General features: G+C 33.7%; 11 protein-coding genes. All 11 read left to right on the forward strand.

Annotated elements, in window-relative coordinates; all coding sequences use genetic code 11:
• Window positions 1–187: 187 nt before the first annotated feature.
• The 11 genes from C8C83_RS03395 (at window position 188) to C8C83_RS03445 (ending at window position 15,803) form a co-directional block, all read left to right on the forward strand.
• Window positions 188–2,629: a sensor histidine kinase gene (locus C8C83_RS03395; protein WP_121326443.1), complete on the forward strand. Its 2,442-nt coding sequence runs from the start codon at window positions 188–190 to the stop codon at window positions 2,627–2,629.
• Between the two features lie 51 nt (window positions 2,630–2,680).
• On the forward strand, window positions 2,681–4,024 hold the full coding sequence (locus C8C83_RS03400) for a sigma-54 dependent transcriptional regulator (RefSeq protein WP_132011661.1): 1,344 nt from the start codon (window positions 2,681–2,683) through the stop codon (window positions 4,022–4,024).
• Between the two features lie 251 nt (window positions 4,025–4,275).
• Window positions 4,276–4,557, forward strand: a complete 282-nt coding sequence (locus C8C83_RS03405; protein ID WP_121326444.1) for a hypothetical protein — start codon at window positions 4,276–4,278, stop codon at window positions 4,555–4,557.
• 183 nt (window positions 4,558–4,740) lie between these two features.
• Window positions 4,741–4,818 (forward strand): K(+)-transporting ATPase subunit F, encoded by a 78-nt coding sequence (gene kdpF / locus C8C83_RS03410; RefSeq protein ID WP_073075461.1) that lies wholly within the window; start codon window positions 4,741–4,743, stop codon window positions 4,816–4,818.
• A gap of 96 nt (window positions 4,819–4,914) precedes the next feature.
• Window positions 4,915–6,636, forward strand: coding sequence for a potassium-transporting ATPase subunit KdpA (gene kdpA, locus C8C83_RS03415; protein WP_121326445.1), 1,722 nt, complete (start codon window positions 4,915–4,917; stop codon window positions 6,634–6,636).
• Window positions 6,637–6,872: 236 nt separating this feature from the next.
• Window positions 6,873–8,906: a potassium-transporting ATPase subunit KdpB gene (gene kdpB, locus C8C83_RS03420; RefSeq protein ID WP_121326446.1), complete on the forward strand. Its 2,034-nt coding sequence runs from the start codon at window positions 6,873–6,875 to the stop codon at window positions 8,904–8,906.
• Between the two features lie 98 nt (window positions 8,907–9,004).
• Window positions 9,005–9,568 carry a K(+)-transporting ATPase subunit C gene (locus tag C8C83_RS03425; protein ID WP_121326447.1) on the forward strand — a complete coding sequence of 188 codons (564 nt, stop codon included), beginning with the start codon at window positions 9,005–9,007 and terminating at the stop codon, window positions 9,566–9,568.
• A gap of 473 nt (window positions 9,569–10,041) precedes the next feature.
• The gene (locus tag C8C83_RS03430) at window positions 10,042–11,118 is read left to right on the forward strand and encodes a porin (protein ID WP_121326448.1); all 1,077 of its coding nucleotides are present in this window, start codon (window positions 10,042–10,044) and stop codon (window positions 11,116–11,118) included.
• A gap of 245 nt (window positions 11,119–11,363) precedes the next feature.
• Window positions 11,364–12,491 carry a universal stress protein gene (locus C8C83_RS03435; protein WP_121326449.1) on the forward strand — a complete coding sequence of 376 codons (1,128 nt, stop codon included), beginning with the start codon at window positions 11,364–11,366 and terminating at the stop codon, window positions 12,489–12,491.
• A gap of 132 nt (window positions 12,492–12,623) precedes the next feature.
• Entirely contained in the window at window positions 12,624–14,345 is a 1,722-nt protein-coding gene (locus C8C83_RS03440; RefSeq protein ID WP_121326450.1) for an ATP-binding protein, read from the forward strand.
• A gap of 696 nt (window positions 14,346–15,041) precedes the next feature.
• A complete protein-coding gene (locus C8C83_RS03445; protein ID WP_121326451.1) occupies window positions 15,042–15,803 on the forward strand; it encodes a phosphatase PAP2 family protein in 762 nt (253 codons plus the stop codon).
• The last annotated feature ends 190 nt before the right edge of the window (window positions 15,804–15,993 follow it).

The following is a 15,993-nucleotide window of genomic DNA, read 5'->3' on the forward strand; positions in this document are numbered from 1 at the left end:
TATAAGCGAGGTAATATATTGGTATAAAATTAGTTAATTATTATAAGTAAAATAACATTTTAGGTTAATTTAAATCATCTAAAATTACTTTTATCTGAATTTTCTTCATATAATTCTAAAAACCATTATCGTTATTTCTATATTTGTTTTTCATAAAACCACCCAAAAACCTAATTCCCACCAAATTATGAAAAAAGCAGCGTATGCTCTTTATTTAATCTTCATTATTACGTTTTCTTCCATAGCACAACCACCATCTGTTACAAAATATGATTTAAAGAAAAAAAGACTATTAATACAGTCCAGTTCTATCTTTTTATACAATAGCAATCAAGGAGCTGTAGACGTAGATAGTTCAGTAGTTCTGGCCTGTAAAATTTACAAATTACCTCTTTCCTTAGCATATGATGAAGGATTTAATGATGGTTCGTATTTAATTGGGAGTGATTTAATTGAAAAAGGAAATATTAATTCGGTTTTAAAAGTTCTGGCCCAATCAAAAGGTGAAGACCGAATCAAATTATTGCTTCAATTGGGTAATTTTTACCTTTTTAAATCGGGTGCAAAACCGCAAGATCTTCAAAATGCACTTTTATATATAAAACAAGCGGTTGATGTAAGCAATCAGCTTAAAATAAAAAAATGGCAGAACCTAAGTCTATTGCTCTTAGGAAAATATTATTATCAGGCTAATAATCAAGCAGAAGGCAAAAAATGTTTTTTGCAGATTATTGATAAATGCCGCAAACAAAATGACAAAGCCGGCCTTGCACAAGCTTTGGACGCTTACGGAACTCTTTTGTTTAATCTGGATCCTGAGAAAGAAAAGATCCTGACAGAAGCTATTTCCTTATATGCTTCCTTAGGAATGGAAGAAAAAAGGATTGAAAATTATATGAAGATTACAGTGATTTATTTTTGGGGAAAAAAGGTAAATGAAGCCAAAAAGAGATTATACCAGAATTTAGTTGACTTACGAAAAATAGGTTTTACGCATCAGCAATTTGCAGAATCAACAATTGTCTATCTTGAATTAGGTCAGCATAATATGAAAAGTGCTTTTTATTACGCCCTAAAAAGTGTAAAAAGAATGGAATCCGAAAAAGATTATGCTTTTGCTGATATTTTTTATATGCGTCTGGGTGATGTTTATAATTTATACGGTCATTATGAAGAAGCATTGGAATTGTACACAAAAAGTATCAAAATAGGCCGCCAAAATTTGAATATCGGTACTTGGTACAAAAGTTTTTACGGTGCCGTTGCTGCTTTATCCCTAAAGGGAAAAACGAAAGAAGCTCTTAACTACATCAATTCAATGACGGCAAAATATCCGCCGGTAAATACTTTTGATAAAATGTTTGTTGCCTTCATTAAAGCCAATTGTTATGATCAATTAAAAAATTATGTACAGGCTGAAAAATATTTTAAAGAAGTGGCTTATTTTGCCAAACAGTTAAATACTCCTGAAACCATTAGAGACGTTGTCCATCAATATACTATGATCGCACTGTTTTATATCAAAACAAACAGATTAGAGCAGGCTAAATTTTATACCGATAAAATTTATGCAATCGGCAAAGAAAGTAACAGTCCGCGTAATTCAGAGTATTTTCAGGCTTTGCTTTTTAAAACAGACTCGATTAATGGTAATTATAAAGGTGCACTTGAACATTTTCAAAGAATTAAAAAAATAACCGATTCAATTCATGGCGCAGATAAAAACAGACAAATTGAAGAACTTAAAATTGAATATGAAACTAAAAATAAAGAACAGAAAATTAAACTATTAAATAACCAATCAAGATTGCAGGAAAGCGAATTACAAAAATCGCAACTCTTGAATAATCTATCAATTTGGAGTTTGATTTTATTGCTCATTATTATTGTGTTATTATACAGCCGTTATCGTCTTAAACAACGAAATCATGCTAAACTGGAACTGAAAGAAAAAGAAATCAACCAGAAAAATATTAACTTAAGACATTTATTAGATGAGAAAGAATGGCTGCTGAAAGAGATTCATCATCGTGTAAAAAATAATCTGCAAACGGTAATAAGTCTGTTAAATTCGCAATCAGCCTATCTGGATAATGATATGGCTTTATCAGCCATAAAAAACAGTCAGCACAGAATACATTCTATGTCTTTGATTCATCAAAAATTATATAATTCTGAGAATATTTCAACGATTAATATGCCTAATTATATCAAGGAATTGGTTGAATATTTGAAAGATTCTTTCTCGCTGGGACAAAGAATTCGTTTTGAAATTAAGATAGATCCATTAGAATTAGATGTTGCTCAGGCGGTTCCGCTTGGGTTAATTCTGAACGAAGCGATTACGAATTCTATCAAATATGCTTTTCCTGATGATCGTAGCGGAATGGTTTACATAACGCTTGAAACCATAAAGGAAAACCTTTATTTAATGACTATTGCAGACAACGGAATTGGAATTGATATTGACTTTAGCAATAAAAAAGTAAACTCGTTTGGGATGAGTTTGATAAAAGGTTTGAGCGATGATCTTGAAGCAAAATTTTCGATGGAAAATAATAACGGCACGATTTTGAAAATTGAATTTTCACAAGAATTTCCTCTGAATCAAAAAAGAGAACTAATTTAAAACCTAAATTTGTATCTCAAAAATAAATTCCGATTCTAGACTTTTCCTCAAATGACACATAAAATATTAATTATAGACGACGAAGAAAAACTCAGAAGTCTGTTGGCACGCATTATAAAATCTGAAGGCTTTGAAGTTATCGAAGCCAAAGATTTGAAATCAGGTTTTAAGAAACTCGAACAAACGGATATTGATGTCGTTTTATGTGATGTGAAATTACCTGACGGAAATGGCGTTGACTTTCTTCAAAACATAAAAGGCAGTTTTCCTTTGATTGAAGTTATTTTACTAACGGCTTTCGGAAATATTCCTGACGGTGTTCAAGCCATGAAAAATGGTGCTTTTGATTACATCGTAAAAGGCGATGATAACGACAAAATTATTCCGCTTTTGTACAAAGCTGTTGAAAAGGTGCAGTTACAGAAAAAGGTAAAGCAACTCGAAAAACGCATTGGCGATAAATATTCTTTTAATACCATTATTGGGAAATCAAAAGGAATTGAACAAGTTATTGATCTCGCCAAAAAAGTTGCCAAAACTGATTCTACTGTTTTACTGACAGGCGAAACCGGAACCGGAAAAGAAGTTTTTGCACAAGCAATTCATGAAAATAGTAATCGTATTGGAAAATCTTTTGTCGCTTTAAACTGTAGTACTTTCAGTAAAGAAATTCTGGAAAGTGAACTTTTTGGTCATAAACAAGGTGCTTTTACCGGAGCTTTAAAAGATAAAAAAGGTTTTATTGAAGAAGCAAACGGCGGAACTTTATTCCTGGATGAAATTGGAGAAATGCCAATTGAACTGCAAGCCAAATTATTACGCGTTTTAGAAACTAGCGAATATATTATGATTGGAGACACAACTCCCAAAAAGTCAAATTTCAGATTAATTGCCGCAACCAACAGAGATTTAAAAATAGAAAGTGAAGAACACCGTTTTCGTTCTGATTTATATTTTCGTTTGAATATTTTTGAGATTACCCTTCCGCCTTTGCGCGAAAGAATAAAAGATATTCTGCCTATAACAAACTATTTTGTAAAGCAATTTTCTGAAAAAACGAATAAAAAAAACCTGAACGTTTCTGATGATTTTATTCAGAAATTAGAAAATTATTCCTGGCCGGGAAATATCCGAGAACTTAAAAATGTTATCGAAAGATCTGTTATTCTAAGCAATGGCGATATTTTGACCGCTGATGTTTTACCATACGAAATGCAGCATCAACCTGAAAAAGCTACAAAATCAATGTCCGCTTTTTCTATGCAAAGCGTTGAAAAACTACATATTCAGAAAGTTTTAAATTACACAAAAGGTAATAAAGCCGAAACTGCTCGTTTACTAGAAATTGGAATTGCGACTTTGTATCGAAAGTTAGAAGAATATAGTATTCAATAACAATTGCAAATTTCAATATCAAACTCAAAGGAGATTACATTTTACAATTAATAATTAATAATTAATAATTAATAATTAATAATTAAAATCATCCTATCATTTCAATAATAGCTTATCATTTTGATAGGCTTTTTTTATGCCTGATTTTTGGCACGAAACTACATTTCTTTCATTGACAACACTTTAGACATAACTTGAATTTTTCGGAACATATTTTGGCATAAGTGGGAAGAACATAAAAATTCATTCTCATGAAAAACCAAGTGACCTCAATCTACAAACAAGCTGAACGCTTTGCTGAAATAACCAAAAAATCTATTATTTCCGGTAACATCGTTCGTGCAAAAAAATGCCTTGCTCTTGCTGAACGCCTTTTTATAAGCGGAAGTAACGAAACTAAAAATGCCATTTCTAATGTGTATGTTTTCTCTGTTTCTTCTTTTATGGAAGTACGCCACTGCAACATTTCACATCTTTTTCCTCAAACGCTTAAAGCGGAATATATCAAACAAATTAATACGTCTGGTGTGTAAAATGTCTTTTGTAAAATGTAAAATGCATTTCACTTTTCTTACCACATCTCACTTTTTACATTTCACAAATCTAAAAATCTAAAATCATTTAATATGTTAATCACTTTTCTTTTACTCGCATTAGGCTTACTACTATTTGCCATTTGTTTTAAATCAGTTGAATTTTTTGAAAAAATCTAAATCATGACTGCACTATTTATTGTTTCCATCGCCGTTTTCGGCTATTTGGTTTATGTCTTAATCAAACCCGAAAAATTTTAAATCATGTAAAAAGTAAAATGTTTTATGCGAAATGTAAAAGCCAGATCAATTCATTTTACAAATCACATTTGACCTTTCACTAAAAAAATAAAAATTATGAACACAGAATTATTAGGCGTCATCAGTATTTTTATCGTTTCGATAGTTTTAGCCATTCCGTTAGGGAAATATATCGCTAAAGTTTATTTAGGAGATAAAACACTTTTTGATCCGATTTTCAATCCAATTGAAAAATTTATTTTTAAAATCAGCGGTATTAATTCCACTGAAGAAATGAACTGGAAACAACACTTAAAAGCACTTTTAAGTATCAACATGATTTGGTTCGTTCTTTGCTTTTTTGTCTTATTATTTCAAGGATCATTATTTCTAAATCCTGACAATAACCCTTCAATGTCGCCCGATTTGGCCTTTAATACCGCCATTTCGTTTGTAGTAAACTGTAACTTACAACATTATTCAGGCGAAAGCGGAGTTTCTTACTTGTCACAAATGTTTTTGATGTTCTTGCAATTTGTTTCTGCTGGTGTCGGTATGGCTGCTGCTGCAATGATTTTTACTGCAATGAAAGAAAGAACTACAGATAAACTGGGCAATTTTTACAACTATTTCATCAAAAGTTGTACACGTATATTATTACCACTTTCAGTAATTGTAGCTACTATTTTAGCATTCAGCGGTACGCCAATGGATTTTGACAGTAAAGATTCTATCACAACTTTACAAGGTGATCACGTTGACGTTTCACGCGGGCCTGCAGCTGCTTTTATTGCCATTAAACATTTAGGTACAAATGGTGGAGGATTCTTTGGAGCCAACTCAGCGCATCCTTTAGAGAATCCAACTTATTTCACGAATGCTGTGGAGCTTTGGGCACAATTAATTGTTCCGTTTGCTATGATTTTTGCTTTAGGTTTTTATCTAAAGAAAAAGAAATTATCCTATGTAATTTTTGGAGTTATGACCGTTGGATTCTTATTATTGGTTATTCCAACAATGATGACGGAAATGAACGGAAATCCTGCTATCGAGAAAATGGGAATTGCACAAGCAACCGGAGCGATGGAAGGAAAAGAAGTTCGGTTTGGACCAGCGGTTTCTGGTTTCTGGAGTATTGCTACAACCGTAATTTCTACAGGTTCTGTAAATAGTATGCACGATAGTTCAATGCCAATTTCCGGTGCGATGGAATTACTTGCCATGATGGTCAATGCGTTTTATGGAGGTTGTGGTGTTGGTATTCTGAACTTCTACATTTTCATTATTCTGGCTGTATTTATTTCCGGATTAATGGTTGGTCGAACCCCTGAATTTTTAGGAAAGAAAATCGAAGCGCGGGAAGTTAAAATTGCAGCTTTTATCGCAATTCTTCACCCTTTATTAATATTAGCAGGAACAGCTTTGGCTTCTTATTTTGCGGCAAACGATACTGCAATGGGTTATTGGTTTAGCGGAAACGCAACAGGCTGGCTGAACAATCCAGGACATCACGGATTCTCTGAAATGTTATACGAATATACTTCGAGCGCTGCCAATAATGGTTCTGGTTTTGAAGGTTTGGGCGATAATAATCCGTTTTGGAATATCACTACAGGAATTGTGTTGCTATTAAGTCGTTTCATTCCTATCGTTGGACCATTGGCAATTGCAGGATTATTGGCGAATAAAAAATACATTCCGGAAAGTGCAGGAACTTTAAAAACCGACACTTCTATTTTTGGAATAATGGTTTTTGCCGTAATCGCGATTATTGCTGCTTTATCATTCTTCCCAGCGTTGGCACTTGGACCTTTAGCGGAGTACTTTACACTAAAATAACAATTCATTTTTCTAATGCTGAACATTTTTAAACACATAGGAACATAGAAATAAAATATACAGAAAGAATATCGTATTTCAATATAGCCCGTGGTTTCAACCATGGGAAACGATAAAGATTGTGTTAATATATTATGCTCCCATGGTTGAAACCACGGGCAATGTCTAAATAATAATTGCAATATATGTCTCTATGTGTTTAAAAAATTATCAGCTTAATAAATAAAATTCAAAAAATGACAACTAATAAATCCACATCGTTGTTTGAAAGCAAACAGGTAAAAGAAGCTTTAGTGCAATCTTTTGTGAAGCTGAATCCAAAAATGATGATCAAAAATCCGGTAATGTTTACCGTAGAAATAGGAACTGCCATTATGTTTGCTGTTTGTGTTTCTATATTAATGGGAGCAACTGACCAAGGTAGTTTTACTTATAATTTAATTGTGTTTTTAATTTTACTAGCAACACTTTTGTTTGCCAATTTCGCAGAGGCAATTGCCGAAGCCAGAGGAAAAGCACAAGCAGATAGTTTAAGAAAAACACGGGAAGAAACTCCGGCAAGACAAATTTTGCCTAACGGAGAAATTAAAAATATCAGTTCATCTGAATTGAAAAAAGGAGATATTTTCGTTTGCGAAGCTGGAGATTTAATTGCAACCGATGGTGAAATTATCGAAGGTTTAGCAACGATTGACGAAAGTGCCATTACGGGAGAAAGTGCTCCTGTAATTCGGGAAGCTGGTGGTGATAAATCATCTGTAACTGGAGGAACAAAAGTATTATCTGATAAAATTAAAGTAATCGTAACCTCTGAACCAGGCGAAAGCTTTCTGGACAAAATGATTGCTTTGGTTGAAGGTGCAAGCCGTCAGAAAACACCAAACGAAATTGCTTTAACGATCTTATTAGCTGCATTTACTTTAATATTCGTGATTGTGTGCGTTACGCTAAAACCGTTTGCCGACTATGCAAATGCACCCATCACGATTGCGGCTTTTATTGCACTATTCGTTTGTTTGATTCCAACTACAATTGGTGGTTTATTATCAGCAATTGGAATTGCGGGAATGGACAGAGCGTTGCGTGCGAACGTAATTACAAAATCAGGAAAAGCGGTTGAAACTGCCGGAGATATTGATGTATTGCTTTTGGATAAAACCGGAACAATCACGATAGGAAACCGAAAAGCAACAAATTTCTACCCTGCAAAAGGTGTTACTGAAGAAGATTTTATAAAATCTGCCGTGTTAAGTTCACTAGCAGATGACACTCCGGAAGGGAAAAGTATCGTGGAACTGGCAGGTGCCGAAACTGCCAATAAATTATCAATTGAAGGTGCTACTTTAATCAAATTTACTGCTGAAACCAGAACTTCCGGAGTTATTTTAAAAGACGGAACTAATATTAGAAAAGGTGCTCAGGATGCTGCAAAAAACATTGCAAAACAAGCCGGAAATAATTTCCCTGAAGATACTGCTCAAAAAGTAATTGATATTTCGTCTAAAGGAGGAACACCATTAGTTGTAATTAAAAATGATCAGGTTCAAGGTGTTATCGAATTGCAGGATATCATTAAAACAGGAATGAAAGAACGTTTTAACCGATTGAGAAAAATGGGTGTAAAAACGGTAATGGTTACCGGAGATAATCCGCTTACGGCGAAATTTATCGCAGAAGCTGCAGGTGTTGATGATTTTATTGCCGAAGCAAAACCTGAAGACAAAATGAATTACATCAAAAACGAACAAAACCTGGGTAAACTTGTTGCCATGATGGGTGACGGAACGAACGATGCTCCTGCCCTTGCTCAAGCCAATGTTGGTGTTGCGATGAACAGCGGAACTCAGGCTGCAAAAGAAGCAGGAAACATGGTCGATCTTGACAATGACCCAACGAAACTAATCGAAATTATCGAAATTGGAAAACAGCTTTTAATGACTCGAGGAACTTTAACTACTTTTTCTATTGCAAATGACGTTGCGAAATATTTTGCTATTGTTCCTGCTCTTTTTATTACTGCGATTCCTGCGCTTGAAGGCTTAAATATCATGCGTTTACATAGTCCTGAAAGTGCGATTTTATCGGCGGTAATTTTTAATGCGATCATTATTCCGATATTGATTCCGTTAGCGTTGAGAGGTGTAGATTATAAACCAATTGGTGCAAGCGCAATCCTAAAAAGAAACCTATTGATTTACGGTTTAGGTGGATTGATTGTCCCTTTTATCGGAATTAAATTAATTGATTTACTCGTAACATTTTTTATTTAGTGAAATGTGATTTGTAAAATGTGAAATAATGAAATCAAAAAAACACAGATAACAATTTACAAATCACTTTTTACTTCTAACATCTTACACAAAAAACAATGAAAACAATATTTTCACTAGTAAAACTTACACTGCTTACCGTAATATTATTTGCAGTTATTTATCCTCTTGCGATTTACGGAATTGCACAATTTGCTCCTAATCATGGAAAAGGAGAAACTATTTTGGTTAATGGAAAAGTAGTTGGTTACCAAAAGATAGGTCAGAAATTTGATAAGTCGAATTATTTCTGGGGAAGACCATCGGCTGTGGATTATAACGCTGCCGGAAGTGCCGGAAGTAACAAAGGACCAAGTAATGCTGAATATTTAGCTTTGGTTCAAAAAAGAATTGACACTCTTTTACTAGTTCATCCTTATTTAAAAAAATCTGATATTCCATCAGATATGGTGACTGCTTCAGGAAGTGGATTAGATCCTAATATTTCTCCGCAAGGCGCTTTGATTCAGGTGAAACGTGTTGCCAAAGAAAGAAAATTGTCTGAGGATAAAGTAAAAGCTTTGGTTGAAGCAAACATTAATACAGCTGTTATGGGACCTGAAACAGTTAATGTTTTGGAATTGAATGTGGCTTTGGATGAGCTTTCTAAAAAAGGTTCTTAGGTTCTGAGTCAATATCCCGATAGCTATCGGGACTAAGTTTTTATCCTAACAGGTTTTTAAAACCTGTTAGGTATGACAAAGTGATTCTCTCATTTAATGTCATTGCGAGGAACGAAGCAACCTTACTAATAATGAGACATAAAGTTGGATTTTGCAAATGTGGTTGCTTCGTTCCTCGCAATGACAAACTGTGGCGAGAATTAAAATCGAAAAACTAAATCTTATAATAAATACCTAACAGGTTTTGGAAACCTGTTAGGATAAATAAATGCCCTTTTTTACCCCAAATATCCTAGCCCCGATAGTAGTGGAAATCCTTTTACTTTTTTCTTTAAAAAGTAAAAGATTGAAACGGATTGCTTCGCCAGTTCGCACTTTCAGGCTCGGGTGCAGGAAATAGCTCCTAAAAAATCTACTAAAATAAATAACCCAATGAGGATGAGATTGCTTCGTTCCTCGCAATGACTAACAAAATGAAAAAAATAATACTTACCGCTTTAATCGTTTTTGGTTTTAGCAATTTACATGCACAAGAAGAATCTAAAAGTCCGTTTACATTTTCAGGATATGTAGAGACTTATTATAGTTATGATTTTGGGAAACCAGAAGATCATACACGCCCGAACTTTTTTTACAATTTTAATAAAAGCAATGAAGTGAATATTAATTTAGGTATGGCAAAAGTGAATTATTGGAAAGAGAATGTTCGTGGAAATTTTGCTTTAATGGCGGGAACTTACGCCGAATATAACATGGCGGCGGAACAAGGTTTATTGAAAAATATCTACGAAGCAAATGTTGGTGTTAAGATTTCCCAAAGCCATAATTTATGGATTGATGCGGGAATTATGCCGGCTCACATAGGTTTTGAAAGTGCGATTGGAAAAGATTGTCAGACTTTGACGAGAAGCATTTTGGCTGAAAACTCTCCTTATTATGAAACGGGAGTTAAAATTGGTTACACATCTGAGTCCGGGAAATGGTATCTGGCCGGAATGTACTTGAACGGATGGCAACGTATCGAGAAGGTAAAAGGCAATCAAACGCCAGCTTTTGGAACGCAGATTACTTATAAACCATCAGATAAAGTGGTTTTGAACTGGAGTACTTATGTTGGAAATGAACAACCAGATATTGACAAAAAATGGCGCTATTTTAATAACTTTTATGGGCAATTTAAAGTAACGGATAAAACAAATGTTACGGCTGGTTTTGATGTTGGATCGCAACAAGCGGCTAAAAACAGTAATAAATATGATACTTGGTTTTCGCCAGTTTTGATTCTGCAATACAAACCTACTGATAAAATTCAGCTTGCAGCTCGTGGTGAATATTATAGTGATGAAAAAGGAGTCATTATTACAACAGGAACTCCAAATGGTTTTAAAACTTACGGATTTTCAGCTAACTTTGATTACTTAGTTACTGATAATGTAATGTTTAGATTAGAAGCAAGGAATCTTTCTAGTAAAGATGAAATATTTACAAAAGACAATCTGCCTACGAATACAAATGCGTTTGTAACGTCTTCGCTGGCGATCTCATTCTAGTATTTATTTGCCACAGATTGCACAGATCAAAAGGATTATTAAATTACTCAGTGTGAATTTCTGCCACAAATTACACAAATTTACACAAATTTACACAAATTAAACTAGTCAATTTCATGCCATTTTTCAAATAAAAAATTCGTGTAAATTTATGTAATTCGTGGCTAAAAAATCTTTTTAATCTGTGCAATCTGTGGCTAAAAAAAATTAAAAAACTTTGTGACTTAGCACCTTCACACAAACATATGAAAGAAGAAAAAGAAAATAACGCACAGCACTTTCTCGATTTAATTCAGAAATCACGAAAAGGAAAGTTTAAAGTCTATATTGGGATGAGCGCCGGTGTGGGGAAAACTTATCGGATGTTACAAGAAGCACATTCGTTGTTGAAGAACGGAATTGATGTGAAAATTGGCTACATCGAAACACATATGCGAAAGGAAACGCATGAACTTTTATCTGGTTTGCCCGTAATTCCGCGGCGAACCATTTTCTATAAAGGGAAAGAGCTGGAAGAACTCGATGTTCAGGCAATTATAAACCTTAGACCTGAAGTGGTAATTGTTGATGAATTAGCGCACACGAATGTTGAAGGAAGCAAAAATGAAAAACGCTGGCAGGATGTTCTGGAAATTCTGGAAGCGGGAATCAATGTGATTTCGGCAGTGAATATTCAGCATATTGAGAGTTTAAATGAAGATGTAAAACGCATTACAGGGATTGATGTTCAGGAACGGATTCCGGATAATGTTTTAAGATTGGCAGATGAAGTCGTAAATATCGATTTGACTTCTGAAGATTTGATTGCCCGTTTGAAAGAAGGGAAAATTTATACGCCGGACAAAATTCAGACGGCTTTGGCAAACTTCTTTAAGTCTGATCAGATTTTACAATTGCGTGAATTGGCTCTGAAAGAAGTAGCAAGTCAAGTGGTTCGAAAAGTTGAAAATGAAGTGCCTCAGCTACATGCTTTAAGACACGAAAAACTTTTGGCGTGTATTAGCAGTAATGATAAAACAGCTAAAATTGTGATTAGAAAAGCGGCTCGTCTGGCGAGTTATTACAACGGATCCTGGTATGTTTTGTATGTAGAAACTCCGCAGGAAAGCAGTACTAAAATTGCGTTGGACAAACAACGTCATTTGATTAATAACTTTAAACTTGCAGTGCAACTAGGTGCAGAAGTCATTAAAATTGAACATAAAAATATTGCAGATGCAATTTTGATCGCCGCCGAAGAAAAACAAATTACAACTGTTTGCATCGGTAAACCGCATTTTAATTTATTTAAAGTAATTTTGGCTACGACGATTTTCAGGCGTTTATTAAATCGTCTTTCTTTATCGAATGTTGACCTTGTTATTCTGTCTTAAATATGAAATGTTTTATGTAAAATGTGAGATGCTTTTGTGAAACACCTTTTACATTTCACGATTAACTTTTTACTATAAAAAACAATAATTAAATTTAGAGGATGAGATTGCTTCGTTCCTCGCAATGACGTCATGAGAATTAAAACTAAATTGAATCTGGGAGTTGGGTTATTATTTTTACTAATAATAATACTCACATTGGTGAGTGCCTTTTATATTTTCTCAATAAAAAAAGACACGGAGAATATTCTGAAAGCAAATTATAATACGCTTGAATATTCCAGAAATATGCTTTTGTCTTTGGACGAAATTACTACTAATAAAGAAAATGCGATTGTTACTTTTAAAGAAAACCTTCAGAAGCAAACACAAAATGTTACTGAAGAAGGTGAAAAAAAAGGAACCGATAGTCTTAAGAAAAACTTTGCTCTTTTAGAAAAAAACAGCTCTGATGAGTCTTTAAAAATGCAAATCAGACAAGACATTTTTGAGATTATGAAACTCAATATGAATGCCATAAAGAAAAAAAGTGATATCGCTAAACATACCGCAGAAACCGCCAATTTATGGATTGCTATTGTTGGAACTTTATGCTTTCTGATTGCTTTTAATTTACTGATTAATTTGCCTAATAATATTGCCAACCCTATTAAGGAGTTGACGTTGAGTATTAAGGAAATTGCCAATAAAAATTATTCAGAACGAGTTCATTTTACCAATCATAACGAATATGGAGATTTGGCAAAATCGTTTAATACAATGGCGCAAAAACTAGAGGAATATAATAATAGTAATTTATACAAATTGTTCTTCGAGAAAAAACGCCTGGAAACACTTATCAATAACATGCACGATCCTATTATTGGATTGGATCATGAAGGAATTATTTTGTTTGTGAACGATGAAGCGCTGAAAATTATCGGAATGAAATCTGAAGATGTTATAGGGAAATCGGCTTCTACTCTTGCTTTGTCAAATGATTTAATTCGGTCTTTGATTTTGAAAGAAGTAGCAACTGATTCTCAGAAAAAACAGCCTTTGAAAATTTTTGCTAACGGAAAAGAAAGTTATTTTGATAAAGAAACTATCAATATCACCATAACACCAACTGGAGAAGAAAAAGAAATCAATATTGGCGATGTAATTATTTTGCGAAATATTACCTTATTTAAAGAACTTGATTTTGCGAAAACTAATTTTATTGCCACAGTTTCACACGAATTAAAAACACCAATCGCTTCTATAAAACTAAGTCTTCAATTGCTTCAAAATACCAAAACAGGTGATATGAATGATGATCAAAAGCAATTGGTTGAAAGTATTAAAGATGATAGTCAAAGGTTATTGAAAATCACAGGCGAATTGCTGAATTTATCACAATTAGAAACCGGAAATATTCAGTTAAATATCGAAAAAAGTAATCCGTACGCTATTGTAAATTATGCTACTGAAGCTGTAAAAGTTCAAGCAGACCAAAAGCAAATTAAACTTATTATTGATGCTGACGAAAATCTCCAAAATGTAAAAGCCGACAGTGAAAAAACAGGTTGGGTTTTGATTAATTATCTATCGAATGCAATTACTTATTCTTCTGAAAAAAGTACGATTATCATTAAATTAAAAGAAGAAAAGGATCAAATTATATTTCAGGTAATCGATACCGGAAAAGGAATTGACGCGAGATATAAAGACAAAGTTTTTGATAAATATTTCCAGATTCCCGGAAGTCAAAAATCAGGAACGGGATTAGGATTAGCAATCAGCAAAGAATTTATCGAGGCCCAAAATGGTAATATTGGCGTTGAAAGCAATTTAGGTTTGGGAAGTACATTCTGGTTTTCATTGAAAGTTTAAAAAAGAGCCGTAGGCTCAACGTGTATTGTAGGGCTGGATTTTAATCCAGTTCCGTTATAATACAAAATCAACAATATGGATCGTCCCTGCGGGGATTTTGCATCGTAATACATTTTTTAACCGGATTAAAATCCGGTCCTACAATATGAATCGTCCCTTCGGGACTTTAAAAATATGGTAACAACGGATTAATCAAGAAACCTCGGGACGTTGTACAATATAAATCATTCCTACGGAATTTAATATTGTATTGTCTGTTAGAATAAAGCCGAAAATGTATAGTCCCTACGGGACATTATTACCCATCTCAATTATTTTTTTCTACCAATATTTAACTCCTAAAGGAGTATGTATTGTAATAATTATATATTCGTAGATTTTGTTTGTTTTTGCATCCAAAATTTAATTTACAGAAGTATCTCGTAGAGATTATATGTTGGTAGAAAAAAAATTATACGCGATATCTTTGTCCCGTAGGGACTAAACCTATATTTAATCTTTGTCTATCTGTTTGATATTGAAATCATTATTGATATCACCATTGAATTTGAACCTTTTGTCCTCTAATATTTAGCTAATCTTAATCTAACTATCTTATTTAAAGTCATGAAATTAATATTGACTTAAGGTTAGATTAAGCCAAAAATACTTGGTTTGAACATTCGTTATTATTGCAACTTATAACGATAACGAAAGATGTTTTACAAAACGATTTCTCTGGTATTTCTATTTGTTTTTTTTAGTGCAAATGCGCAACAAAATGACTCGATAACCAAAGTTGACAGTACTTCACATAACTTGAAATTCAATTACAAACAATTAATTATTCCGGGTGTATTAATTGGTTATGGTGTAATTGGAATTGGAAACGATCAGCTTTTAAGTTTCAACCATCAAATCCAGAGTGAAGTTACTGAGGACATTGACAACAAAATCACTATTGATGATTTCTCTCAATACGCGCCCGCAGCTTCTGTTTATGCTTTGAATGCTTTTGGAGTAAAAGGCAAGAACAATATGCGTGATCGTTCTGTGATATTTGTGACTTCGTATGTTATTATGGCTTCAACGGTTTTAGGTTTAAAATCGCTTGTGCATGAAGAACGCCCAGACGGAAGTTCGAATAACTCTTTCCCTTCCGGACATACTGCAACGGCTTTTGCCGGAGCTGAGTTTTTATGGCAAGAATACAAAGACAAATCCATTTGGTACGGAATTGCGGGTTATGCCGTTGCAACCGGAACCGGATTATTTAGAATTTACAACAATCGCCATTGGTTAACAGATGTTGCAGCGGGAGCCGGAATAGGGATTTTGAGTACTAAATTGGCGTATTGGATGAATCCGTATATCACCAGAAAACTTTTTAAATCATCATCTGAAAGTAAATCAACTTCTATGGTAATGCCTTTTTATAATGGACAACAATATGGATTGGGATTTGTGAAGGTTTTTTAGATTTTTATCTGCCACTCCCGATAGCTATCGGGATTCACAGATTAAAAGGATTTTTTTTGAATGACTTTGCCAAGTTTTCTGCCACGAATTGCACAAATTCCATTCAAAATTTAATCAAAATAATTCGTGTAACTTTATGTAATTCGTGGCAAACAAAAAATCCTTTTAATCTTCTTAATCTGTGGCAAAA

It is taken from the genome of Flavobacterium sp. 90 (genome assembly GCF_004339525.1).
GTDB lineage: Bacteria > Bacteroidota > Bacteroidia > Flavobacteriales > Flavobacteriaceae > Flavobacterium.

What these genes read in the sequence shown, in the direction of transcription:
- C8C83_RS03395 (WP_121326443.1), top strand. Translation starts at nt 188, where the DNA reads ATGAAAAAAGCAGCGTATGCTCTTTATTTAATCTTCATTATTACGTTT.
- C8C83_RS03400 (WP_132011661.1), top strand. Translation starts at nt 2,681, where the DNA reads ATGACACATAAAATATTAATTATAGACGACGAAGAAAAACTCAGAAGT.
- C8C83_RS03405 (WP_121326444.1), top strand. Translation starts at nt 4,276, where the DNA reads ATGAAAAACCAAGTGACCTCAATCTACAAACAAGCTGAACGCTTTGCT.
- kdpF (WP_073075461.1), top strand. Translation starts at nt 4,741, where the DNA reads ATGACTGCACTATTTATTGTTTCCATCGCCGTTTTCGGCTATTTGGTT.
- kdpA (WP_121326445.1), top strand. Translation starts at nt 4,915, where the DNA reads ATGAACACAGAATTATTAGGCGTCATCAGTATTTTTATCGTTTCGATA.
- kdpB (WP_121326446.1), top strand. Translation starts at nt 6,873, where the DNA reads ATGACAACTAATAAATCCACATCGTTGTTTGAAAGCAAACAGGTAAAA.
- C8C83_RS03425 (WP_121326447.1), top strand. Translation starts at nt 9,005, where the DNA reads ATGAAAACAATATTTTCACTAGTAAAACTTACACTGCTTACCGTAATA.
- C8C83_RS03430 (WP_121326448.1), top strand. Translation starts at nt 10,042, where the DNA reads ATGAAAAAAATAATACTTACCGCTTTAATCGTTTTTGGTTTTAGCAAT.
- C8C83_RS03435 (WP_121326449.1), top strand. Translation starts at nt 11,364, where the DNA reads ATGAAAGAAGAAAAAGAAAATAACGCACAGCACTTTCTCGATTTAATT.
- C8C83_RS03440 (WP_121326450.1), top strand. Translation starts at nt 12,624, where the DNA reads ATGAGAATTAAAACTAAATTGAATCTGGGAGTTGGGTTATTATTTTTA.
- C8C83_RS03445 (WP_121326451.1), top strand. Translation starts at nt 15,042, where the DNA reads ATGTTTTACAAAACGATTTCTCTGGTATTTCTATTTGTTTTTTTTAGT.